The 24,473-nt window shown below is 58.3% G+C and carries 10 protein-coding genes; 9 read left to right on the plus strand and 1 reads right to left on the minus strand.

Annotated features, from left to right (window positions below; all coding sequences use genetic code 11):
- Window positions 1-66 precede the first annotated feature (66 nt).
- From E1J53_RS05245 to E1J53_RS05260, 4 genes are all read left to right on the plus strand, one after another.
- Window positions 67-1,605 (plus strand): RagB/SusD family nutrient uptake outer membrane protein, encoded by a 1,539-nt coding sequence (locus tag E1J53_RS05245; protein ID WP_173021373.1) that lies wholly within the window; start codon window positions 67-69, stop codon window positions 1,603-1,605.
- A gap of 51 nt (window positions 1,606-1,656) precedes the next feature.
- Complete coding sequence (locus E1J53_RS05250; protein ID WP_134271899.1) at window positions 1,657-6,225, plus strand: T9SS type A sorting domain-containing protein; 4,569 nt, start codon at window positions 1,657-1,659, stop codon at window positions 6,223-6,225.
- A gap of 160 nt (window positions 6,226-6,385) precedes the next feature.
- A complete protein-coding gene (locus E1J53_RS05255) occupies window positions 6,386-8,596 on the plus strand; it encodes an alpha-L-rhamnosidase C-terminal domain-containing protein (RefSeq protein ID WP_134271900.1) in 2,211 nt (736 codons plus the stop codon).
- 70 nt (window positions 8,597-8,666) lie between these two features.
- Window positions 8,667-10,118: a family 43 glycosylhydrolase gene (locus E1J53_RS05260; protein ID WP_134271901.1), complete on the plus strand. Its 1,452-nt coding sequence runs from the start codon at window positions 8,667-8,669 to the stop codon at window positions 10,116-10,118.
- Window positions 10,119-10,184: 66 nt separating this feature from the next.
- Here E1J53_RS05260 and E1J53_RS05265 read toward each other — a convergent pair whose 3' ends face one another.
- The gene (locus tag E1J53_RS05265; protein WP_134271902.1) at window positions 10,185-12,086 is read right to left on the minus strand and encodes a hypothetical protein; all 1,902 of its coding nucleotides are present in this window, start codon (window positions 12,084-12,086) and stop codon (window positions 10,185-10,187) included.
- Between the two features lie 152 nt (window positions 12,087-12,238).
- Between E1J53_RS05265 and E1J53_RS05270 the strand changes: the two genes are divergently transcribed.
- The 5 genes from E1J53_RS05270 to E1J53_RS05290 all read left to right on the plus strand — a co-directional run bounded on the left by E1J53_RS05270 (window position 12,239) and on the right by E1J53_RS05290 (window position 24,459).
- Window positions 12,239-14,971, plus strand: a complete 2,733-nt coding sequence (locus E1J53_RS05270; protein ID WP_134271903.1) for a hypothetical protein — start codon at window positions 12,239-12,241, stop codon at window positions 14,969-14,971.
- Between the two features lie 257 nt (window positions 14,972-15,228).
- Window positions 15,229-17,115, plus strand: coding sequence for a glucoamylase family protein (locus tag E1J53_RS05275; protein ID WP_145913023.1), 1,887 nt, complete (start codon window positions 15,229-15,231; stop codon window positions 17,113-17,115).
- A 33-nt stretch (window positions 17,116-17,148) separates the two neighbouring features.
- Entirely contained in the window at window positions 17,149-19,836 is a 2,688-nt protein-coding gene (locus tag E1J53_RS05280; RefSeq protein WP_134271904.1) for a T9SS type A sorting domain-containing protein, read from the plus strand.
- Between the two features lie 6 nt (window positions 19,837-19,842).
- Complete coding sequence (locus E1J53_RS05285; protein ID WP_134271905.1) at window positions 19,843-21,246, plus strand: glucoamylase family protein; 1,404 nt, start codon at window positions 19,843-19,845, stop codon at window positions 21,244-21,246.
- A 219-nt stretch (window positions 21,247-21,465) separates the two neighbouring features.
- On the plus strand, window positions 21,466-24,459 hold the full coding sequence (locus tag E1J53_RS05290; RefSeq protein WP_134271906.1) for a TonB-dependent receptor: 2,994 nt from the start codon (window positions 21,466-21,468) through the stop codon (window positions 24,457-24,459).
- Window positions 24,460-24,473: the final 14 nt, after the last annotated feature.

The raw sequence follows: 24,473 nt of genomic DNA on the forward strand, positions 1-24,473 counted from the left end.
CCGACGCTTCGTGCGGGCTTGGCCATCGGGACGATTCCACCTTTACCAAAAAGAAAATCCGCTTTCATGCGTACCATTAATAAGTTCTTTGTTCTGTTCTCGGCCCTGACCACCTTGCTGACCGTAGGATGCAACGAGGACGAATTTCTCAATTACCAGCCGCAGGGCCGGTATTCCGTGGAAAACTTCTTCCAGACCGAAGAACAAGCCCTGGGGGCCGTCAACGGAGCCTACGTTCAGCTGCGTGAATTATACAACGTGGCCCTGTACCGCACCGTAGAGATGCGGTCCGACAACACCACCTTCATCCCCAATCCCAACGACCGGGGTTCCCTGGCCGTAGAGGAGATCGACTATTTTGCGTTAACGGCCTCCAGTGGTATTCACGGAAATATCTGGGGGCCCGCCTACCGGGGAATCTCCAAAACAAATTATATCCTGGAGCTGATTGACCCCATTCCCTTCTCCGACGAAGCGGATAAGGTGGCCATCAAGGGCCAGGCGGCATTTCTTCGTGCCTTTTACTACTACATCCTGACCCAGACTTTTGGCGACGTCGTGCCGGTAACGAACATCATCGAAAGTGAAGACCAAGCTGCGGAAATCCTGGCGCTGCGCCGGGCCCCGCGGGAAGAGATCATCAGCCAGATTATCATTCCGGATCTGGAACTGGCCATCAACTCCCTGCCCGAAGTGTGGGGGAACATTGATCGCGGACGGGCCACCAGGGCGGCGGCCCAGATGCTCCTGGCCAAGGTGTATTTCGCCGACCGGAATTATACGGCGGCCATCCCCCTGCTGCAGGCCATCATTGACTCAGGCCTGTACAGCATCGAGCCGAATTTCCGCGACGTCTTCGGTCCGGGCAACCAGGAGAGTACCGAAATCATTTTTGCCAACCAATTCAGCGTGGCGGCCAGCCAGGGAGCTGGGTTCTTCATTAACTGGTTACCGTACCAGTCGGGACAAACCCTGACCCAGGGGATTTTTGTCAGTCCCAGCGCCGCCAGTAAGAATATGCCCACCAAGGACTTAATTGCGGCCTTCGAACCCAATGACCGCCGCTTTGCGGGCAGTATCGGCTATTACGACGAGGATCCTAATGATCCCGACAACGAACTCATTGCCTATTCCACCAAATACTTTTTCCCACCGGTAACGCAGGGAGGAAGTGATCAGAATTATCCCGTTTTCCGCTACGCTGACGTGATCCTCATGCAGGCCGAGGCCCTGCTGGAAACGGAGGGTGGAATCCCCAACCAGGTATTTGAATACGTGAACCTTATCCGTACCCGGGCCGGACTTCCGCTCTACTTCCCCGGCAACCCGGTGCCGGAACTTGACATCAGCACGGAAGAGGATCTGCGTCAGGCCATTCGTCGGGAAAGACGGGTGGAGCTGGCCTTCGAGAATCACCGCTGGTGGGATTTGCAGCGCTACGGCAACCTTTTGGAGGTAATGACGGCCCATGGTGCGGAGCAGCGTGCCTGTCAGGACTACCTCGATCCCTTCGCCGACGCCTACCAGAACATTCGCATCCTCTACGCGATCCCCTTCAATGAAGTAGAACGATACGGCTACACCCAAAATCCGGGCTGGGAATAGTAATTCACTGTCCCGGCCAACAAGCACTCCTCAACCTAAAAATCACCGATTATGCACAAAAAAATAACCTTTCTTCTTTTGACCCTCCTGACCGGAGCGGGGCTGTGGGCGCAAGCGGCCTCCGACGGTTTCGATTATCCGGCCTCCGCTACGCTGGCCGGAAACGGAGCCGCCGGCGATGGCTGGTCCTCCGGCTGGGTGGCCACCAGTGATGCGGATACCTCCCTGGTCGCTACCGGTGGGGTGCTCAACGAAACGCTGCTGGCCCGGACGTCGAATAACCGGGCCGTAATTGTTTCCACGGGGCCGCAGAATCGGTACCAGCGGTACTTTACCGCTCCGATTACGTCGGCCACGGGTGATTTCTGGTTTAGTGTGCATCTCGCCGTTGAGGGCACCTCCCTGGCGAATGCTGCCACGCTCTCCCTGGTGGATACGACGGACAACTCCGAGCGCGTAACCTTTGGTAAGCGCTTCGGTAATCGTAACGTTTTTGCGACGGGCGCGGGCGCAGGTGCCACGAATTCCGGACTACAGTTCCAGGGCACCGACGCGCGTTGGCTCGTGGGCCACATGACCTTCGATACGGACAACGACCAGTGGCTCCTTGATCTTTGGGTCGATACCGATCCGGCCGCTGAGCCCCAAGAAGCCGACGCTCAAATCATGAATAAAGCCTACGCCAACCGGCCCTTTCACGCCATCCAGCTGAAAGCAGAAGGGGGCGCCGGCGTAGACCTAAGCGTGGATGATCTCTACTTCGGCAGCACCTTCGCTGAAGTGGTGCCCTCCGACTTGATCTCCATCGGTGAATTCTCACCGGGAGCCACGGAAAAGTTTGCCTACGAAGTGGGTGACAGTCTGACGCAAGTTGGCGCTGGCGGCACCGGCTGGGACGGCGACTGGATGCTGCGGGCCGGATTGAGCCCGGTGATGGAAGCTACCGGCATTACCAGCGACATTCTGCAGCGCCAGACCAGCGGTACCAACGCTACGGTGTCCACGAGCACCCGGGTGGTTCGCCGCCTGGACGGCCAGTACGGCGACGTTGGCCGGACCTTCTGGATCGGATATTGGTTTCAGACGGTAAACGCCGGAGGTAATGTCTCTCACTTTGTCCTCGCCGATGAGGCCGCCCTGGCGGACTCCGGTGGCGGTGGCCGACTGGCCCAGATCGGTAGTGGGTTTAATAACCCTAATATTGCCATCGTCCAGGGGGGACCCCAATCCGGCACGGGCATCAGCTCGGCGGAAGCACGCTTCGTGGTGCTGGAGGTCGTAACCAACGGCACGGCCGCCAACGACGAAATTTACGTATACATTGATCCCGATCTGGACGCTCCCCCGAGTCGGGAAGACGCCAACGCCGTTGGCCTGCGCAACCTTTCCGACTGGAACGCCATTGCCCTGCTCCAGGAAGGTGGCCCCGGCGTAACCTCCCGCTGGGATGACATTTTGGTCGGCGATGCCTTCGCTGACGTCGTCCCCGACGACCTGATCGATACGTCCATTCCCCAGACGGCCATTGCCTTCGAGCAGTTTAACTACGCCACCGGTGATGAAGTTGTCGGTTCCGGTGAAGCGGAAGATGGCTGGGCCGGTGCCTGGGATACCATTGCGACCGATACCACCTTTGCGGTAATCAATTCCGGAGGACTGGTCAACGAAAACCTGTTGGCCCGCACCAGTTCCAACTCCTACGCTGCCACCTCCGCCGGGGAACCCAATCGCGTGATTCGATACCTGGAAACGCCGATAACGCAGGAGAACAACGGCACCGTTTGGTTTTCCACGCACATGGCCGTCTCGGGCAACGTGGGTAATAACGTGGGAACCCTGGTATTTGCGGATACCACCCAGGACAACTACGAACGCATCATTATCGGTAAGCGCTTTGGCAACCGCAACCTCTTCGCCACGGGCGGTGGCGTCGGGGCCAATAATTCCGGTGCCCTGTTTGAGGGGAATTCCGCCCGCTGGGTGGTAGGCCGCCTGGTGGCCAGCGATACTTCCGATCAATGGATACTTAACGTTTGGGTTGATCCGTCTCCGGCAGAAATGCCCGCGGACACCAACGCCAACATCGCCAATAAGCTGTATCCTACCGCCACCATTCATGGGGTATCCCTGAAGGCGGAAGGCGCTGCCGGACTGATCTTCACGGCGGACGATATCTTCATCGGCCAGACCTTTGCCGACGTCGTGCCGGCAGATTTTGAAGTTGTACCCGAAGCTCCCGCGGGAGCGATGGAAACCTTTGATTACGCCATGGTGGACAGCATCAACGGTCAAACCGGCGGCTCCGGCTGGGACGGTGCCTGGACCCTGGTGGCCGACGGCAACCAACCGATCACCGAGGGTGGGGTAGAGAACTTCAACCTGCTCAAACAAACCAGCGGCAACAAAGTAAGCTTTACCGCCAACGGAGTGGTGGCCAGAAGGCTCGCCGGAACCTACGGCGACCAGGGACGGACCACCTGGGTCGGCTTCTGGTTCGATTCCGAAAACGGCGGCCCCAACGTAACCAACCTCGTCCTGGCCGATTTCGACCAGCTGCCGGTAGGTGCTCCCGGAGAACTGCTGCAGGTGGGCCGCTCCTTCAATGGTTCCAACCTGCGGATCATCGGGCAGGGTACCAGCGACGCCAGTGCTTCCGAAGGCCACTTCGTGGTCCTCGAACTGGATACCGACGGTACTTCGGCCAATGATGCCGTTTACATGTGGGTGGATCCCGACCTCAACGCCGCCCCCAGCCGGGACACGGCTGACGTAGTGGGCTCCGCCAACCTCACCAATTGGGATGCCATTGCCCTGAAGGTGGCCGGGAACCCCGGCGTAACCGCCGTATGGGACGACATTTACCTGGGGGCTTCCTTCGCGGACATCGTTCCCAATGACCTCCTGGACATTCAGAACCCCACGGAACCCGTGGTGGCCACCGAGCCCTTCGATTATCCCGCCGGGGAAGACCTCAACGAACAGAATGGCGGCACCGGATGGCTCTCTGGATGGGAGCAAATCGACGGCAGCATAACGCTGGCCGAAGGATCGATTGCTTCGGACCGGGTAGACGCCACCGGCAATAAGGCGTCCGTTTCCCAGGTGGGCGACGCAGTAACCTACGAGCGTCCCTACTTTGCTCGCTTTGCCGAAGATTCTCCCGCAAAATCCACCGTTTGGATGACCTTCCTTACCGACGTCACCGAAAGTGGCATTGGTAACAACGGCGGCATCAGCCTGGTGGACGGAGATACTCCCGTGCTGACCATCGGACGGACCGGAGGGACCACAAACCTGGCGGTGACCTATAACGGTGCCTCCCAGGCTTCCCCCGTACAGACCTTCAACGGAACGAACTGGGTCGTGGTGCAGTTGGACATCTACGGCGCGGGCGTTGCCGATACCGCCCGGATCTGGGTTAATCCGCTTTCGGACGTCCTTCCCGACCCCGAGGAAGCGGTATTCACCCTCACCGATCTGGCCATCGAAAATGGCTTTGATCGCCTGCGGATCTCCGCGGCCGGGGCCACGCAACTGGACTTCTTTGCCGACGAGATTTACACCGGCTTCAGTTTCCGGGACGTTTCCCCCAACTTCGGGTCCGATGATCCGGCCCTGCTGGCCTACGAGCCCTTCAACTACGATGCGGGCCTGAGCCTGTTTGGCACGGGAGGGATCAATGCCTTCTGGGATGGTGTTTGGACCGACGCGTCCGGCGCCGGAGAAGTTAACGAAGTGACCATCACCGAAGGAAGCATCGACCTGCCCGATCTCGAAGAGGTAGGCAATAAGGTAGAGTTTGGCTTCTTCGAATCGGGACGGAACATTCGTGCGGACCGCAAACTGGCCTTCCCGCTGCTGAGCGACGGCCGGACCTACTGGATGACCTTCCTGATGAACACCCTGGAGCCGGACGCGCTGGATAACGTAGCCAACGTGACCTTCCGCAGCTCGGGCATTGCGGCCAACGGCGGCCAACGCCTCTCGGTGGGTCGGCAGTTTGGTGATGGCCTACTGGGCTTCGTGACGCCTCCCTCCGGCAACTCCCGTCGTTCTGAAGTAATGGACGAAGGCCTGCACTGGCTGGTGTTCCGCGTACAGACGGCCGCCGATGGTGCTCCCGATAGCGTGGCCATGTGGATTGATCCGCCCCTCAACGTGGAGCCCGATACGTCTACGGCCTTCAACTACGGCCTGACGACGGTTTTCGACGGTGCGCCCATCGATATCATCCGTATTCGGGTCGACGGTGATGGAGCCAATCAGACGCCCTACGTCACCACCTTCGACGAGCTGCGAATCGCCACCGAATGGCAATCCGCCCGCCTGACGACCAACGTGATTGAACCGGAAGAGGATGACGTATTCTACCTCGGGGCTTATCCCAACCCCTTCGGTGAAGAACTTAACGTCACCTTCCAGGCGCCCCGGTCCGGCCGCTACGATCTGCAATTGTTTGACCTGAATGGCCGCGAGGTCTCCCGGATTTTCTCCGGGGAACTCCCGGTGGGAGAGCAACAGCTCCGGTGGAACAATACCGGCCTGGCCAACGGTGTCTACTTCCTGCGAATTGTACACGGTAACCAGTCGACCGTCAGAAAATTGATTCTGTATCGTTAAGATGTGCATGATCAATGCGCTGCGGAATGCCTGATGAGCGCCGCTACGCAATTGAATTGATGGAGGGCCCGGTTGGCAAGTGTCGGCCGGGTCCTCATTTTTGGTTTGTTTCCCTCCGGCTTCAGGTGGATGGTCCACCTTAGACCTAATTTGTCTTACTATGCGTTTTTTGCTTTACTTAATCCTCGTCGGTTACTTGCTATCCTGCTCGGTGGGGGAGCAAATCACTCGGGAACCCAATACCCCTTCGGCGCAGTGGATCACGGTGCCAGCATTTCGGGACAGTTCCCTGGCCAACAGCTGGCTAGTCTTCGAGAAAAACTTTGATTGGTCGGGCGCCGACGCGCAGGTGCCCGGTAATCGGTCGGAGCAGCGGAGGCCCGTGATGGCGCAAATTGCCGCAGATTCAAAATACTGGCTCTGGGTGAACGACTCCCTGGTCATTCGGGAAGGAGGACTGAAGTGGGGGCCGGTGCCGGGAGGGTATTACGTGGATTCAGTGGACCTCAGCGAGCACCTCCGACCGGGACGAAACCGCGTGTCCGTCCTGGTGTGGTACTTTGGCAAAGACGGCTTTTCTCACCAGAACAGTGGCCGGGCCGGGTTATGGTTTCAAGCCCCACGGTTAGGGCTCGTATCGGATACCTCCTGGATGGCGGGGCTTCACGAGGCCTTCTCAAGAAATTCGGGGCCTCCCTACCCAAACTACCGTTTGCCCGAGTCCAACGTGGCCTTTTCGGCCCAAAACGCCAGTCCGCTGTATCGGGCAGATCAAACCCTCTACGGCTATGCGGGAGACCTGAAGCCGGCCATCAGCTTTTCCCGCGACGGCCGGGCCGTCGCACGGCCCATCCCCCAGTGGAAAGATTTTGGCCTCCAGGCTTACGCCAACGCGCCGACCTTCCCCTTCACCAGTGACGGCACTCCGCTGGAGCTCCAGCTTCCCTACAACGCTCAGGTAACGGCCATGATGACCATTACTCCTCCGGCGAATGCTGCGGTGGATACCCTTGACGTGCGCACGGACAATTACCGGGGGGGTGGCCCGCCCAACGTCCGCACTATTTACTTGCCCAGACCCGGCATTAAGCAGACTTTTGAAAGTCCCGGATGGTTTAACGGCCACCACGTGATCTACACCATTCCGGCCGGTACGGTCGTACACGATCTGCGGTTCCGGGAAACGGGTTACGCCACCGAATTTACCGGGGCCTTTTCCGCCGACGATCCCTTCTACAACCGCTTGTGGGACAAGGCTCGCCGAACGCTTTACGTAACCATGCGGGATAATTACATGGATTGCCCCGACCGCGAACGGGCCCAGTGGTGGGGTGACGTCGTGCTGGAAAGCGGCGAAACCTTCTACGCCCTGGACCGGAGCAGCGATGCCCTGACCCGAAAGGCCATCCGAGAACTCATGGACTGGCAGCGGCCGGACAGCACCATCTACAGTCCGGTGCCGGCGGGCAACTGGGACGGCGAATTGCCCACCCAGATGTTGGCCAGCGTGGGCCTCTTCGGCATCTGGAATTATTACCAGCATACCGGTGATGCCGACCTGATCCGGGAGGTATACCCCGCCGTGAAGCGCTATTTGGCCATCTGGCAGCAGGACGAGACGGGACTCGTCGTACCCCGCAAGGGAGGCTGGACCTGGGGTGACTGGGGAGACAACAAGGACATGCCCCTGATCTTTAACGGTTGGTATTACCTGGCCCTGCGGGGCCTGGAGGATATGGCCCAGCTGGTGGGCGATCAGGAAACCCACACCCAAAGCCTTGCCAAAATGAAACGACTGAAAAAGGCCTTCAACGAGCAGTTTTGGACCGGCGAGGCCTACCGGAGCCCGGCCCACCAGGGCCCGCCGGACGACCGGGGAGCTTCCCTGGCGGTGGTAGCGGGGATCGCTCCGAAGGAGTATTTCCCGGCTCTGAGGCGAGTGTTTGCCGAGCAGCGCCACGCCAGCCCCTACTTTGAGAAGTACGTCGAGGAAGCCCTCTTTCAGATGGGGTATCCCGAAGATGCCCTTACGCGCATGAAGGAACGATTCGGGCCGATGGTCAATGGCCCCGGAACTACTCTGTGGGAAGGCTGGGAGATCGGCTCGGCGAAGTACGGCGGCGGTACCGATAACCACGCCTGGAGTGGGGGAGGACTGACCCTGCTGTCTCAGTACGTCGCCGGAGTTGCTCCTCTGGAACCGGGATATCGTCGGGTGCGGATACGCCCACAACTCGGACCGTTGCAACGAGTGGAAGCTACCGTAGATACACCACTTGGGCTCCTACGAGTAGAGGTACAGCGGAAGGGGGAAGAACTACTGATCGAATACGACGCTCCGAAAGGGATGGCGGTGGAGGTAGTAGAGTAGCGGCACTCCACCGTAAGTGTCCTGTGGTATCCTGAGCGATTATTGGGCCGCAGCACTTAGTTTTCGGGTTATGATCCGAACCTTCACTCTGCTCTTTGCTGCACTCCTTGGCACCTGCGCGCTGGCGCCCTCCTGTTCCTCCGGCGAAGCCACCCAGGGCCCACCGGAAGCGGGTAAAACCGTGACCATCTCCAACCTGGAGCCCCGCCGGACCACCGACGGAAACATCGTCGATGCCCACGATGGTAGGGTGATCGAATTTGGGGGGACTTACTACTGGTACGGCACCCAGTACGGGAAGACGAATGGCTTCACCAAGGCCAATGAATACCACGTGTACCGCAGTGACGACCTGGTGACCTGGGAGCACCTGGGACCGGCGCTGATTGACCCTCCTTCGGGGGTGTATTACCGGCCGCACGTGATTTTTCACGAGGCCAGCGGACAGTACGTTTTCTGGTACAACTGGTATCCGGAACTCTGGGATGGACACTTTGGCGTAGCTGTTTCGGATTCGCCCGGCGGACCGTTCACCATCCAGAACCCCGACGTCAAGGTGGCGCACTCCGAGCTGGGGGTGGGGGATTTCGGTCTGTTCGTCGACGACGACCAGACGGCCTACATCAGCTACAATACCATCCAGGGGCACCGGGTATCCGTAGAAAAGCTTAATCCGGATTATACCTCTTCCAGTCTGGAGAACGGCGGCTACATTGCCCAGTACTGTGAGGCGGGCTCCATGTTTAAGCGCAAGGATATTTATTATTTACTCACCGACTACACCTGTTGTTTTTGCAACCAGGGAGCCGGGGCCCGCGTGTACGTGGCCGACGATCCCCTGGGGGAATGGACCCTGACGAATAACATCAACCGCCTTCCCGGCCGGCGGGCCCACAAGCTTACGGACGGCACGTATTTCACCACCGACTACACCGCTCTGAACCGGATCGATTCTACCTTTGAATCCCTGATCCTGGATGTTCCCGATGAGGGAGACCGACTGACGCTCCATCACTTCACCGGGGACCGTTCGGGGCAGTGTGGACAGGTAGACAACCCCCAGGTCCATCAGCTCATTGAGCTACCGGGCTTCAGCGTGGAGTTCTACGACCACGGTTGGCGGCCCGCCGGGGAGCTGGCCCCGGAGGTGACCCAAAAGAATATGCTGCAGGTGCTGGAGTTTGACGTTTCATCACTCGCCGGAAAGCGGATCCGGATGCGACCCCGGTCGGACTTTCCGTACGCCGTGCGGCTCACGGAAATTATTGGAAGTGAAGGGGAGATTTATGTTTCCAATGACCGTCCCGGCCCCGTCATCATTCCCGCCCAGCAGACTTACGTGATGTCGCTGCAAACGGAGGGGAAGACCGAATTTATCTGGATGGGGGACCTGTGGGGCTCGGCGTCCGATAACGTGAAGGGCCACGATTTTCAGTACTGGAGCAGTCCCCTGCAGTTTGATTCGCTGGGTTGGATTGCTCCGCTGTCGTTGGAGGAGGAATGGCGGACAACTTTGCCATAATTTTACTCATCCAAAATTTTCTTCTTTCCAGTTGTCTGGCTAATCGCTGTTCTAAGACATCCAGAATTACCCCTTCTCCGGGGCCTGGCTACGGGGAAACAACAGGAACGTCCAGGGGCGAACACTAATTTCCAGTAATAGGCGGCCCAGCAGGCTAAAGGTTCTGCCGAAAGTGATGCTGCGGGAGCGCAGGGCGATGTAGAGGGTGATGCCGAAGCTGACGACGAAGTTGGTTGCTCCGATGATGAGGATACTCAGGGATGCGAGCAGCAGGGTAGGGAGGGTAAGATCGATGGTGGCCAGGGCAAAGCCAAAGTTGGCCGAGCTGAAGGCAATATGTCGGATGTCAATGGGCAGGCCAGTGAGGTAGCCCAGGTAGCCGGCCATGCCGAGGAAGAAACCCAGGCTGACGTTGCCACTCAAGCCTCCCAGGTTTTTACAGAGGTAGGCCGCAAAATTTTTCCGGGTCTCTTCGGGAAGCAGCCACCGTAGGAGCGGGTGGTGATTGAGTCGGGTTTCCATTTCACTGGCCACCACTTTGTTGTCGAGGTAGCCGGAGATCAGGCCAGCGAAGGCCAGGAAAACGCCGGCGATGGCCGCGAATCCTAGTCCGTTTCCGGCGAAGGGCCAGAGGTCGTGGACCAATTTTTCTGCCTTTTCCGTAGTGACAAAACTGATGCCGTTGACGTAGAAGGATGCCCTGGCAATCAGGACCGCCAGCGGAAGTGCCGCGAAGATATTACCCACAAAAGAGATAAACTGACTCCGACTGGCCTGTTTGATCAAAGAAACAATTTCTTCGATTGCGCCCAATTTCAGGTCATTATTCTGATCAATTTTTTTGATGATCGTCGAGGCGACCATGGCGGGCTGCTTGGTGGCAATGGTGCCCCCAAAGACTTTGACCAGCACGAAACACATGGCGTAATTGATGCTGAAGAGCAGCGATTGTGGTAGCTTATCCGTGGGTAACTCGTACAGGCCAACCTTTACTGCCGCGAAAATGGCAATCAGCAAGCCCCCCAAAAGGCTACCCCGTAACATGCCATAATATTCGGACCGATTCTCCGCAATGTACTTCTCGCCGGAACGGGCCGTACGCTTTACAATTTCTAACGCCAGCAGGTCCAGGTTTTCGTTAATGAAGCGACCGATGTGCATCCGGTGAACTTCCCCGCCCGCAGCCGTTTCAAATACCCGCAGCCAGTTACTTTTTTCATTGGGCGCGGCGCGCAGGTGCAGGAGCTCTTCGAGAATGGCCAGGCTATCCAGTGCCTTTTTGCTTTCGAAGGTGAGCTTGAGCGTGGTGCCGATCTCGTTCTTCCGCAGCCGCAAGCTGATGATGTTGGCCCGTACGGCCTTCAGTAGCCGAAATATACTTTCGGTATCCTCCGGGGGCGCTGGATCCGAGACCACTTCCTGAAGCCGGGCAAACGGCCGGGTGTCTAGGTCGAGCCGCCGGAAGAGCTGCCGCACCCGGTGGTCCAGTCCGAAACCACCAATCTTCACCCCAAGCGACTGAATGGATAAATTCAGTTGCTCCTCCACCCGTCGGGTATCCAGTTGCACCTGGTCCGGGCCAAAAAGCCGGTCAAGACCGTCCGCGGGCAGCTGTCTGATCCAGGGGAGGTCCTCCTTTAGCCGGAATACCGTCAGTAAGAAGTGCTGGATGTCCGTTTCGGGAGGAACCCGGGGAATCACCCGGTTCTTAATCCGCGCCCAGATTCCGAGGAGGAAGCTACTCTGGTCCAGGAAGGAGTACTGGGTGAAAAAGGAGAAAAAGTCGTAGTGCTGCAGGACGTAATTCATCCACTTCAGCAGCCCTTCCCGAAATTTCGGTTCGGTCTTCAGGGCCTGTTCCAGCTCCAGGAAGACGCCGTCAATTTTACCCGTTTCCCGGTAATTATTGCGGAATATATCCACCAATTCAGTCATTACCTCCAGGCGGCCGGGAGGTGCATCGGACATACGTAACAAAATCCTTTCGAGGGAGCTGGGCAAAGTTGCTGGGGGGATTTGTGGGCTAACAGTTGATGGCCGCGAATGGTTTGTTCGTTCTTATGGATGTCCGGAGTAAAACTATTTGGTTTACTACCTTGCTTCGCCGAAAAAAACAGCCTTTGGTCCCACGTCAGTTTCTTTTGTGGTTACACGTATTGTGGTGTGCTCCCTACTTCCTGGGGGCCCAGGGCCCCCTGCCTACTCCCCGGATTCACCATTTTGCCGGAGAGAATTTCGTGGGCGGCGTACAAAACTGGGACGTCACTCAGGATGAGGCGGGCTTCGTATACGTGGCCAATGCCGTCGGCGTTTTGCGCTACGATGGAGGAGGGTGGCAGACCCTTCCCCTGCCCAACAAGCCCACCGTGCGGGCGGTGGCGGCCTCGGGAACCAAGGTATACGCTGGTGGCTTTGGGGAACTGGGGTACTTCGCGGAGGCTGCCGGTCTGAGCCCGCAGTGGCGGTCCTTATCCGGGCAGTTGATGCCGGAAGATAAGGACGAAGAGATCTGGCACATCGAAGTTTTGCCGGACGGGCGGGTGGTCTTCCAGTCCTTCGGACGACTGTTCATCTACGACGGAGAGAACATGGAAACCGTTCTTCCCCCCGGAGTCATGATGTTTGCTACCGTGGTGAACGGCGAGTTGCTCGTGCCGGTTACCGGAAGTGGCGTCTACCGCTGGGAGGGCGGTGATCATTTTGTCTTGCTGCCCGGAACGGAAGGTCTCGGAGAAGGGGAAGTGATCGGCCTGACCGAAATAGATGGCGTACTCCTCATCGGCACCGCCGATGCGGTTTACCAACTTGATGGCGGCCAGCTGCTCCCCTGGTGGGAAGCCGTGAATGAATTGCTGGCCGAAACCCAGGCCAACCGCCTGTGCCGCTTGCGCGACGGTCGTCTGGCCATCGGAACCATCAATGGGGGAGTCTTTTTTGTTGACCCGCAGGAGGGATTGATCACCAGGCTGAACGAACGATCGGGCCTGGCCAATAATACCGTATTGGCGATGCGGGAAAGCCGCTTTGGTAATCTTTGGCTGGGGCTGGACCGTGGCCTGGACATGGTGGACCGTTCCCGGGCGGTGCGGTACCACCAGGGAGAAGACCGTCCGCCCGGAACGGTTTATGCCGCCGCCAATTTCGGGGAACTTACCTACTTCGGAACCAACCAGGGCCTGTACTGGTGGTCGCCCCGACAGAAACAATACCGACTGGTACCGGGTACGGCTGGTCAGGTCTGGGAACTGCGTCCCCTGGAGGAGGGGTTGCTTTGTGGCCACAACGAAGGAACTTTTCTGGTGCAGGACTCTACGGCCAGGCTGATATCCGATCGCTCCGGCGGATGGTGCACCCTGCCCGTCGCGGATAAGCCCGGCCAATTGCTGCAGGCCACCTACACCGGACTCCAGCTCCTCGAAATCGGGGAAGCCGGAGTTAGTACCCTCAGCATCGATGGATTCTCTCAGCCCATCCGTTACCTGGCCCAAACGGGGAGGCGAGAATACCTGGCGCTGCATGGCTCTCGGGGAGGCTTTCACTTTTCCCTGAGCGAAGATTGCCGGACGCTGGTCAGTCTTGACACGCTGCCGGCAGCCAAGCTGGTCAAGGCCAGCCTCACTACTTTCGGGGACACGCTGCTGGTCCAAAATGCGGAAGGGGTATGGCAGTTTTCGGAAGGAGAACTCCGGGAGTTAGAATCGTTTCGTGGCGTCCCGCTGAAACCGGGAAATTACTGTTTGAACGGTCGTTCGGAAGGCACCTGGTTCCTCTACCAGACCGACCGGATCGGAGTCTACCGGGGAAGCAATAAGATCATAGAGCTACCCATTCGCTTGCGGTTCCCCTTCCCGGAAATCATCCCCTGGAATGAGGAGGAATTTCTTTTTCTGCTCACGGACGGCTACGCACAGGTCAGCATTGCGCCGGAAATCAACGATAACGCCCCGCTGCGGGTGAGCGGCCGTTACGGAACGCCAAAGGCTCGGCGGGAACTACGGGTAACGGAGGAACCCGCTGTGCTCGACTACGTAAACAACGATTTGGTCTTCCGTTACAGCTTGCCGGTGTACGACCGGCCGGTAAACTACCGGACCCGACTGGTGGGGTATTCGACCGGGCAGTGGTCTAGCTGGTCTCCCGTGGGGACCAGATCCTTTACGAGTTTGCCGGCCGGCAAGTATTGCTTTGAGGTGGAGGCCAACTGGTTCGAACGGAGCGCCAGGGTTTGTTTTGAGATTCTTCCACCCTGGTACCTTTCCGTTTGGGCCTACGCAATTTATACCACCCTCTTTCTTGTCCTGCTGATTCTACTGTATCGGTGGCACCTGGCGCGCTTGCGGCGGCAGGCCCGGCGGATGGAGGTACAACGACAGCGGGAAGTACAGCGAGAACGGATTCAGGCCCGTAACCGGGAGCTCCGGGCAGACGTCCGCCGCAAGAGTGAGGAACTGGCCAATACCACCCTCACGCTGGCGAAGAAAAACGAGATGCTCATCGTGCTGAAGGAAGAAATCGCGAAGGCACGAAAACGTCCCGAAGGCACGATTGACTACCGCAAAATGGAGCACCTGATCGAGCGCAACCTCAACCACGAGGAAGACTGGGCGATTTTTGAATCCCACTTTAATGAAGTACACGAGGCATTCCTGGCGCGCCTGAGGAAGGCCTACCCAAAGCTCACCACCGGTGACCTCCGACTGGCAGCCTATTTGAAGATGGACCTGAGCTCCAAGGAAATCGCTCCACTCCTCCATATTTCCTTGCGTGGGGTAGAAAATAAGCGGTACCGGTTAAGGAAGAAATTGGCGCTGGACGCTACCGATGACCTGAATCGATTCCTGCTGGACTTTTAGGCTGGAAAAATTGATTGGTGAGGTGCTTTGTGGTAGCTTCCGTTTCGTTTTTCGTGTGCCTTAGTAGATAAATGGTTGAAATTTAACTATTTGTGATATTGTCTGGACAAGTGTTTTTTGGACTGAAATGCAAAATGGCGTAGTGGTGGTGAGGTGATTTATTAGGAAAATCATGGCGTGATTGCCGAAATTGGCCATCAGTTGATCATGGGAATGATTCCCCCGCTTGGGCAATCATTTTGAACGAAGCACAATTGATGGATCGCTACGAAAAAGTATTCTTTCCGGTATTCCTGTTGTTATTCTCGGCCGCGCTGTGGTCTCAACCAGCGGCGGTAACCGGGGTGTCGGCCACGGCCTACGATCACCACATCGAGGTTTTTTGGAATCCATCCCCTAATCCCTCGGTCAATAATGTGCGCATATTCGGCTCCCATGACGGAGGCCCCTTTGAATTACTGGGCAGCGTCAATAACGTCACGGGAAATTACGTGGACTTCGTGGGCGACTTCAACGTCAAGGGGCGCTACTTCATCCGGGCCATAGGCTCGGGCGGACAGTTGGGAGAACCTTCGGATACCGTATCGGCCACCACTTTCGAAATGACCGATTCCATGTTGTTGGACATGGTGCAGGCCTATACCTTCCGCTATTTCTACGACTTTGGCCACCCCACCTCCGGCATGGCCCGGGAACGCAATACCACCGCTACCGTTACCACGGGGGGAAGTGGATTTGGTGTCATGGCCCTCATCGTCGGGGCGGAGCGAGGGTTTATCACCTACGAGCAGGCGCTGGATCGGACGACGAAAATTGTGAATTTCCTCGGGACGGTTCCTCGCTTTCGGGGAGCTTTTTCTCACTGGATGAACGGCACTACCGGGGCGGTAATTCCCTTCAGTGCGCTCGATGACGGTGGGGACCTGGTCGAGACGGCTTTTCTCATCCAGGGCTTACTTACGGCCCGGGTGTATTATTCCGGGGATAGTCCCGAAGAAATCGCCTTGCGGGAAAACATCACCGAATTATGGGAGGGCGTCGACTGGAGTTGGTACCGCAGAAATAACGAAGATTTACTCTACTGGCACTGGTCTCCTCAGCATGAGTTTGCCATCAGTTTACCGGTGCGTGGTTTTAACGAAACGCACATCATCTACCTGCTGGCGTTGGGAGCACCCAACCCCGACTACGCCATTCCGCCCTCGCTTTACCACACCGGCTGGGCGGGAGGTGCCTACGAAAACTCCCTGAGCTATTACGGCATCCCACTACTGCTGGGACGCGGGAAGGGAGGCCCGCTTTTCTTTACGCACTACAGCTACCTGGGCTTTGATCCGCGCGGAAAGCGCGATCAGTATGCCAACTACTTTGAGGTGGGCCGTAACCACAGCCTGATCGATTACGAGCACTGCATCGATAATCCCTACAACCACGAAGGCTACGGTCCGGAATGTTGGGGGCTGACGGCCAGTGATGACCCCGATGGCTACCTGGCCCACGCTCCGGATAACCGGAGCACGGACAACGGCACCATTACGCCCACCGCGGCCCTGAGCAGTATGCCCTACACCCCCGAAGAGAGCATGGCTGCCCTGAAGCACTTTTACCGGGAGATGGGCGATCAGCTCTGGGGTCCCTACGGCTTCTACGATGCCTTCAACGAAAGCCGGAACTGGTACGCCCGCAGCTACCTGGCCATCGACCAGGGACCGATCATCTGTATGATCGAAAATCACCGGAGCGGATTGCTCTGGGATTTGTTCATGCAAAATCCGGAGGTGGACGTGATGCTGGAGGCCGCCGGATTCGTGGCGGACACCACGCCCGTCAGCGTACCGGAACTGCCCGGATTCCTGGCCGCCGCGCCCCGGGTTTTCCCCAATCCCGCCAGCGACGTGACTACTCTGGAACTGCAGTTGGCGCAGTCGGCGACGGTGAGTGTGGAGCTGCTTTCGCTCGATGGCCGTAGCGTCCATCAGCTCCAGTCGGCTACCCGGTTCAACCCCGGCCTTAACCAAATAAGTTTGCACCTGCGCTCCGGCGCCCAGCGTACTAACACAGGGCTTCCGGGGGGATATTACCTGCTAAAAATTAACGGCCCGGGTGGCGTGACCACCCTGCCAATTTTGCTCGATGAACGATGAGCACCTATTTCGCTTCAATTAATCAACCGTATCATGCAAAGAGTTTTACTTCTACTACTGGCCGCCTTTTGCTGCGGCACCCTAACGGCCCAGGTCCTGCTGGAGGACTTTGAGGGAAACATGGCCGATCTGCCGTGGAACGCCATTGAGGGATCTTTTGAGATCGTGGCCAACCCCGACGATACCACCAGCAACCCAAGTGCCTTTGTGGGCTCCTACACCAAGCAGGGCGACCGGGCCTTTAGCCTCTTCCTGGCGGAGGTGGCAACCCCGCTTGACCTGAGCGTCAACAACCAGTTTTCTATCCAAATCAATGCCGGAGCCGCCACCCAGCTGCTGCTGAAACTGGAAGGCACCGGAGAGGCCATTGAGCGGACCGTCAATATCCCCGTGGCGAACCAGTGGCGCACCTACAACTTTGATTTCAGCGCTGCCGCCGGCTTTACGACCATCAATAAAATCATCCTGTTCTTCGACCCCGGAGTGGAGACGAGTACGGATACTTACCTGTTCGATAACCTCATCGCCAGCCCGGCGGGGGTCTGTGCCGGTACCGTTCCCGATCCCACGATTTTGGACGACTTTGAGTGCCAGCGCAATGCTTCCTACAGCGTAGGTTTCTCCGACATTGAGGTGATCGCGAACCCGGACATGGACGGCAACCCCAGCGATTCCGTCGGGCAATACACCGACCGCGACGGAGCTTTCTACCCCCTCATCATCGACTACAACGGTACCGTCGATCTTTCCGTCAATAACCAGCTTTGTCTCAAGGTGTGGACGGAAGTAGCCGGCAACCTACTCATGAAACTGGAAGGTGGTGTATCTGCTCCCTTTGAGGTGCCCGTAGCCCTGGATGGCTCCGGAAGCTGGGTGGAAGTCTGCGCCGATTTCAGCAGCCAGTCGGCCGCCAATCACGGACAAATCGTACTCTTTTTCAATGCCGGGGTAGACGCCGCCGCGGGCGACATCTACTACATCGACGATCTCAGCCTGACGCCCGCACCACCGGCCGAGGCCCTGGAAGACTTTGAAGACGGCGCCAACCTGGCGTGGATGCCTCTGAACGGTGACAACACCCTGCACGGCACCTTTACCGGTCCGATCGCGAACCCCGACATGACGGGTAATGAATCCGACAATATCGGTCAGTACGTTCGGGGTAACTCGAGCTTCTCCACTCTGACGGCCACCCTGCTGGAGGGCATTGACCTGAGCACCAACCCGCAGTTGAACCTCGACGTCTGGGCTCCGGACGGCGCTACGTCGGTAACCATGCAGCTGGTCAGTCCCATCGACGGTGCCCGCAGCGTCGAGGCGGATATTCCGGCCACAATGAGCTGGCAGACCCTGAACTTTAACTTTGAAGAGTTTTCCGGCGTAACCGACTTCGATCAGATCAACCTCCTCTTTGATCCCGAAACCAGCGGTAACGGCACCTACTTCTTCGACAACCTGATTCAGGGAGAAAGTACCGTGGACCCCTGTGCCGACGTGGTCGCCGACCCCGACATCATTGATGACTTTGAGTGCCAGCGGAACGCTAACTACACGATCGGCACCATCACGGCGGTGGATAACCCCGACGTTTCCGCGGGTAACCCCAGTACGCGGGTAGGGGAGTTCGTCGATCCTCCCGGAGCCTTCAACGTGCTGTTGATTTCCTTCGACGAGCCCCTGGACCTGAGCGTAAAGAACCGTCTGCAGGCGAAAATCTGGTCACCCGTCGCCGGGCAGATTTTGTTCAAACTGGAGCAGGGAACCGGTCCGGATACCGAAGTCTTTGTGGACATCCCCGCCACCAACGAGTGGGTGGACTATGAGGTCGACTTCAGCGCGGTGGCCGACGGTGGTTACCAGGCGTTGGGCATTTTCTTCGGCGCGGGAACCGATAACCCCGAAAACAATACCTACTACGTTGACGACCTGCAGTTCGCCCGGGCTCCCTACACCAGCGACTGCGTGGTGACCTTTGAATCCGAAGATCTGACGCTGAGTTCCTGGCGCTACTTTGCCAACGGTGCCTTCGAGGGCAACGAGTTCATCATTTCCGATAACCCGAACGTCAGTGACGGCAACCCCAGTGCCAAGGTGGGTACCTTCGAGGAGGCGTCCGACGGACTGGAATTTGCCGGTATGTTCGCCGATCCCGACGCACCGATCATCCTGCCCGTGGATAACAAGATTGTGACCATGAAGGTCCTCATGGACGTGGCCGGGGAGATCGTCCTGAAGTTGGAGGGTGGCCCCGATGAGGCTCCCCAATCCGGAGACGTTTTTGCCACCTACGACACGCCGGGGGAATGGCAGGAGTTGACCTTTGACATGAGTGTGCTGCCGGATAATGCGGCCTACACCCGCATCACCCTCATCCCGAACTTCGGGGTGATTCCGATGGAGAACCTGACGCATTACTTCGACGACATCGCCGTGGGCGGTGGTAACTGTGCCTCGACGAGCATCTTCAATCCCGTGAGCATCAACTCCCTGCGGGTGTACCCGAACCCCGTGAGTGAGCTGCTGACCATCGAGAATAACGACGGTGCGGTGTTTTTTGAACTGACGAACATGCTGGGCCAGCGCGTCAAGCATTTGAGCGTGAATCGGGCGCAAGCGCAGGTGCAGTGGCCACTCGAAGGCATTGCCCGGGGAACGTACGTGCTGACCGCCCGTGACGCCAACGGTATTCCGGTAGCCCGCACCATGATCATCCGCGAATAGATAAGCGTGAAATACCTGTTTTTACCCCTCCTGCTTTGGGGGGTGATCGCCTGCCAGGGGCCTTCCGCCGGAGTTGCCGAAACTCCGGGGGAGGCCCCCCGGGAGGAGGCCGATCGTGCCTTCTCCGTGGATGAACTGCAGCGTCGGACCTTCAACTACTTCTGGGAAACGGCCCTGCCCGGTAATCATCAGATTCCCGACCGCTGGCCCACCGAGCGTTTCAGTTCCATTGCCGCAACGGGCTTCGGACTTACGGCCTACCTCGTCGGGGTGGAGCGTGGATTCGTCACTCGGGAGGAGGCCGCCGTACGTACCCGACAAACCCTTGAGCAGCTGTGGTCCCTGCCGCAGGGAAAACACGCTGCCGGAGTTGCCGGACACCGAGGGTTCTTCTACCATTTTCTGACCAACGACAATGCCCTTCGTTACCGGCAGGTAGAATTGTCCACCATCGACAGTGGCCTGCTACTGGCCGGGGTGCTTTCCAGTCAGAGTTACTTTGACCGGGACAACGAAGAAGAACGCCGCATCCGGGCCCTGGCCGACAGCCTCTACCTGCGGGTAGAGTGGGACTGGATGCTCAACGAGCAGGGACGCATCAGCATGGGGTGGCACCCCGAGCGGGGCTACATTCCCGCCGACTGGAATGGCTACAACGAAGCCATGATCCTCCTGGTGCTCGCCATGGGCTCGCCGACGCACCCCGTTCCCGATAATGCCTGGGAACGGTGGACGGAAGACTATCAGTGGGCCGAATTTCAGGGAAAAGAACACCTGAATTTTAGTCCGCTGTTTGGCCACCAGTACAGCCACATGTACATCGATTTCCGCGGCATTCAGGACGACTACATGCGCGAAAAGGAGAGTGACTACTTTGAGAACAGCCGGGTGGCGACCCTGACCAACCGGGCCTACTGCATCGAAAATCCCGGTGGGTTCGTCGGGTACGGACCCAATAACTGGGGCCTGACGGCCTGTGACGGGCCGGGTCGACTGGACACGGTCCGCAACGGACGCCCCGTTACCTTCTACGATTACCGTGCACGGGGAGCATCGGCCCGCCACATCATCGATGACGGCACCATTGCGCCCACGGCGGCGGGAGGATCCGTACCCTTCGCTCCCGAAGAATGTCTGGCGGCCCTGGAGTATATGTGGACGACCCACTACGATAGTCTGGTGGGGCCCTACGGCTTCAAAGACGCCTTCAACCTCAGCTATCCCGATCCGGATCGCCCCGGGGGATGGTTTGACGTGGACTACCTGGGGATTGACCAGGGACCCATCCTCATTCAGCTGGAGAATCATCGCAGCGGACTGGTCTGGGAGCTGATGAAGAAGAACCCCTACATCCGTAAAGGCCTACGGCGGGCTGGTTTTGCCGGCGGCTGGCTGAATCGGGAATCCTGACGCAGGCAAACATCCGAATTTCCCGGCCAGGGTAGGGGAGCGGGCTGCTGACCTGGCTGGCCCACCGCTGGTCCTTGGGGGGAATGACCTCCCTCGCTGACCATTACTTTAATTCGTCGCGCTTTTCGTTGCTTTCCGAAGGCCGGCGATCACGAAAACTTATCGGGGTTTTCCGGGCCGAGGAGTCCGTGACCATTACCCCTCAATAAACTCCTGAATATGAGCTTACGAACGCTATTTTTCTTTGCCCTGCTGGGGGGACTTTGCACCTGCGCTCGCGCCCAAACGGTCGTCACCGGAACCGTGACGGGAGACGGAGACCCCCTCATTGGCGTTACCGTGCAGGCCGTGAATTCCACCACCGGAACGGTGACGGACCTGGACGGAAGGTATTCCCTGACCGTTCCCGCGGGCAGTGACAGCATCCGTTTTTCTTATCTCGGATTCTCGCCCCAGACGCTGGCCATTGGCAACCGCAATCGGATTGACGTTGATCTGGCCGAGGCCTCCGCAGTGCTCAGCGAGGTGGTCGTGATTGGTTACGGCGTGCAGCAGAAGGAAGACCTGACCGGCGCCGTGGCGGTAATTTCCAACGAGGACATCGTTGACATTCCCACCCAGTCCCTGGGGCAATCCCTGCAGGGTAAGGTTGCGGGGCTGCAGATTATTCCCGGCTCTGGTGCTCCCGGCGCGGACGCGATCTTCCGTATCCGCGGCGTGGGTACCCTCAACAACGCCGATCCGCTCTTCGTCGTGGACGGGATGATCCTTAACGATATTTCCTTCATCAATCCGCAGGACGTGGAAAGTGTCTCGGTGCTCAAGGATGCCTCGGCGACGGCGATTTACGGCGCGCGGGGAGCCAACGGGGTCATCATTGTGACGACGAAGCAGGGCGCGGACGCAGGTACCGGGCGGGTGACCGTAGGAGCCTACACCGGGGTACAGGAAGTGGTGCGCACCATCAATCTGGCCAACGCCACCCAGTACGCTACCCTCATCAACGAAGCGGACGCCAACGAAGGCCGGACGCCCCGATACGCCAACCCCGAGCAATTCGGTGAAGGAACGGACTGGCAGGACGCGGTCTTCCAGCCCGCTAACATTCAGAACATCCAGGTCGGTTTCGCGGCCGGTAACGACCGATCGTCCATCAACGTGAGCACCAACTTCTTCCGGCAGGAAGGTATCATTCAGGGGTCCGATTTTGAGCGCTTCACCACGCGGGTGAACACTACGCGATCCATCAAGAACTGGCTGAAAATCGGCACCAACCTCAGTTTGATTCTGGGGAGTTTGGATAACGTCAACGCCGGAGGCATTTTGCTGAACGCCTACCGGTCGGATCCCATTACCGAGCCAATCGATAGCCTGGGGAATTTCGGGAATACGGCCATCCGCGGTAACACGGGCAACCCCCTGGCCACCATTGCATTCGCCAATAACCGCAGTCAGGATTACCGTGCGGTCGGCAACGCCTTCCTGCAGGCTACCCTGGCGGAGGGGCTAAGCTTCCGGACGAGCTTCGGGCTGGACTTCAACTACGCCCGAAACCGAAACTTCACGCCGGTATTCTTCGTCTCGGCCAGTCAGCAGAACCAAATCAGCAACATCAGCGTATTCAACGCCTACCGACGGAACTGGCTTTGGGAGAACACCCTGAACTACAACCGCAAGGTCGGGGAACACAATTTTGACGCCCTGGTGGGGATAACCTCCCAGGACAACTTCGGTGAATTTCTTTCCGGGGCCCGTCAGGATCTGATCGGAGAGGACGAAAGCCTGCGGTACCTGAACGCCGGCGATCTGACCACGGCGACGAACAGCAACGGTACCTTCGGCGGTAACTGGGGCCTGGTGTCCTACCTCGGACGCATCAACTACACCTACGGCGGGCGTTACCTGGTGACCTTGTCCGGACGGATTGATGGTTCTTCCCGCTTCGGCGCCAACAATCGCTACGGCTTTTTCCCTTCCGTGGGGCTGGGCTGGAACGTAAGCCAGGAAGATTTCTGGAACGACGGCGGCGTCATCAGCCGCCTGAAGCTTCGGGCCAGCTGGGGGCAGACCGGCAACGACCGGATCGGGGACTTCGGCTTTACGCCACTGGTGAACAGCGGCATCAATGCCGTTTTCGGCGTGGATGAAGTCCTGTTGCCGGGAGCGACCCTGACGACGTTGGCTAACCCTGACCTGCGCTGGGAATCAACTACCCAGACGGACTTTGGCGTCGAAATCGGGCTCTGGGACAACCGGCTGCAGCTGGAGGCGGACGTATACCGCAAGGTGACTAGTGGCGTGCTCTTCAACGCGCCGATTCCCAACTACATTGGTGCCGGTGCCGCGGTGCGCAACATCGCCGAGGTGCTCAACGAAGGGGTTGACCTGCGGATTGAGTGGCGGGAAACCCGGGGCAAACTGAGTTATTCCATCGGGGGTAACCTCAGCCTGGTGCGCAACGAAGTACTGAGACTCGACGGTGAGCAGAGCGACTTCTTTGCCGGAGGCCTTGGGGTCGGCGGACAGCTGGGAACGAACTCCCGGGCCGGCTTTACGGCCGGCTCCTTCTGGGGCTACGAACTGGACGGAGTGTTCCAGAACCAGGAAGAAGTGGATCAGTTTCCCACCCTGGGTACCCAGCGGCCGGGCGATCTCCGCTTCCGCGATCAGAACGGTGACGGGGTCATCACCCCCGACGGAGACCGGGTGGTGCTGGGCAACGCCATCCCGGACGCCATTCTGGGGCTGAACGGTTCGGTTAATTATGCGGGCTTCGACCTCACCTTCGACTTCACGGGGCAGTTTGGCAACCAGATCGTCAACGCCAAGAAGATGTCGCGTTTCGGGGCCTACAATTACGAAACCAGCTTCCTGGACCGCTGGAACGGTGAAGGGACCAGTAATGCCGAACCCCGCGTCACGCTGGCCGGACAAAATATTGAAACCCTGTCCTCTCGCTTCGTGGAGGATGGTTCTTACGTCCGGCTGCGCAACGTTACGCTGGGATACCGTATTCCAGCGCACCTTGTCCGGAAACTGCGCCTGGAATCCTTCCGTTTGTACGTGAGCGGGACGAACTTGTGGACCTCTCAGGAATACTCGGGCTACAATCCCGAAATTTTCAACGGCTCGGTGTTCGACAACGGCATTGATCGCGGAAATATCTACCCGATCTCCAGCATCCTCACCTTTGGTTTAGATCTTCAATTTTAGTGCATAAAAGTATG

This window comes from Lewinella sp. W8 (assembly GCF_004375085.3).
Lineage (GTDB): Bacteria > Bacteroidota > Bacteroidia > Chitinophagales > Saprospiraceae > Neolewinella.

What these genes read in the sequence shown, in the direction of transcription:
- E1J53_RS05245 (WP_173021373.1), top strand. Translation starts at nt 67, where the DNA reads ATGCGTACCATTAATAAGTTCTTTGTTCTGTTCTCGGCCCTGACCACC.
- E1J53_RS05250 (WP_134271899.1), top strand. Translation starts at nt 1,657, where the DNA reads ATGCACAAAAAAATAACCTTTCTTCTTTTGACCCTCCTGACCGGAGCG.
- E1J53_RS05255 (WP_134271900.1), top strand. Translation starts at nt 6,386, where the DNA reads ATGCGTTTTTTGCTTTACTTAATCCTCGTCGGTTACTTGCTATCCTGC.
- E1J53_RS05260 (WP_134271901.1), top strand. Translation starts at nt 8,667, where the DNA reads ATGATCCGAACCTTCACTCTGCTCTTTGCTGCACTCCTTGGCACCTGC.
- E1J53_RS05265 (WP_134271902.1), bottom strand. Translation starts at nt 12,086, where the DNA reads ATGTCCGATGCACCTCCCGGCCGCCTGGAGGTAATGACTGAATTGGTG.
- E1J53_RS05275 (WP_145913023.1), top strand. Translation starts at nt 15,229, where the DNA reads ATGGATCGCTACGAAAAAGTATTCTTTCCGGTATTCCTGTTGTTATTC.
- E1J53_RS05280 (WP_134271904.1), top strand. Translation starts at nt 17,149, where the DNA reads ATGCAAAGAGTTTTACTTCTACTACTGGCCGCCTTTTGCTGCGGCACC.
- E1J53_RS05290 (WP_134271906.1), top strand. Translation starts at nt 21,466, where the DNA reads ATGAGCTTACGAACGCTATTTTTCTTTGCCCTGCTGGGGGGACTTTGC.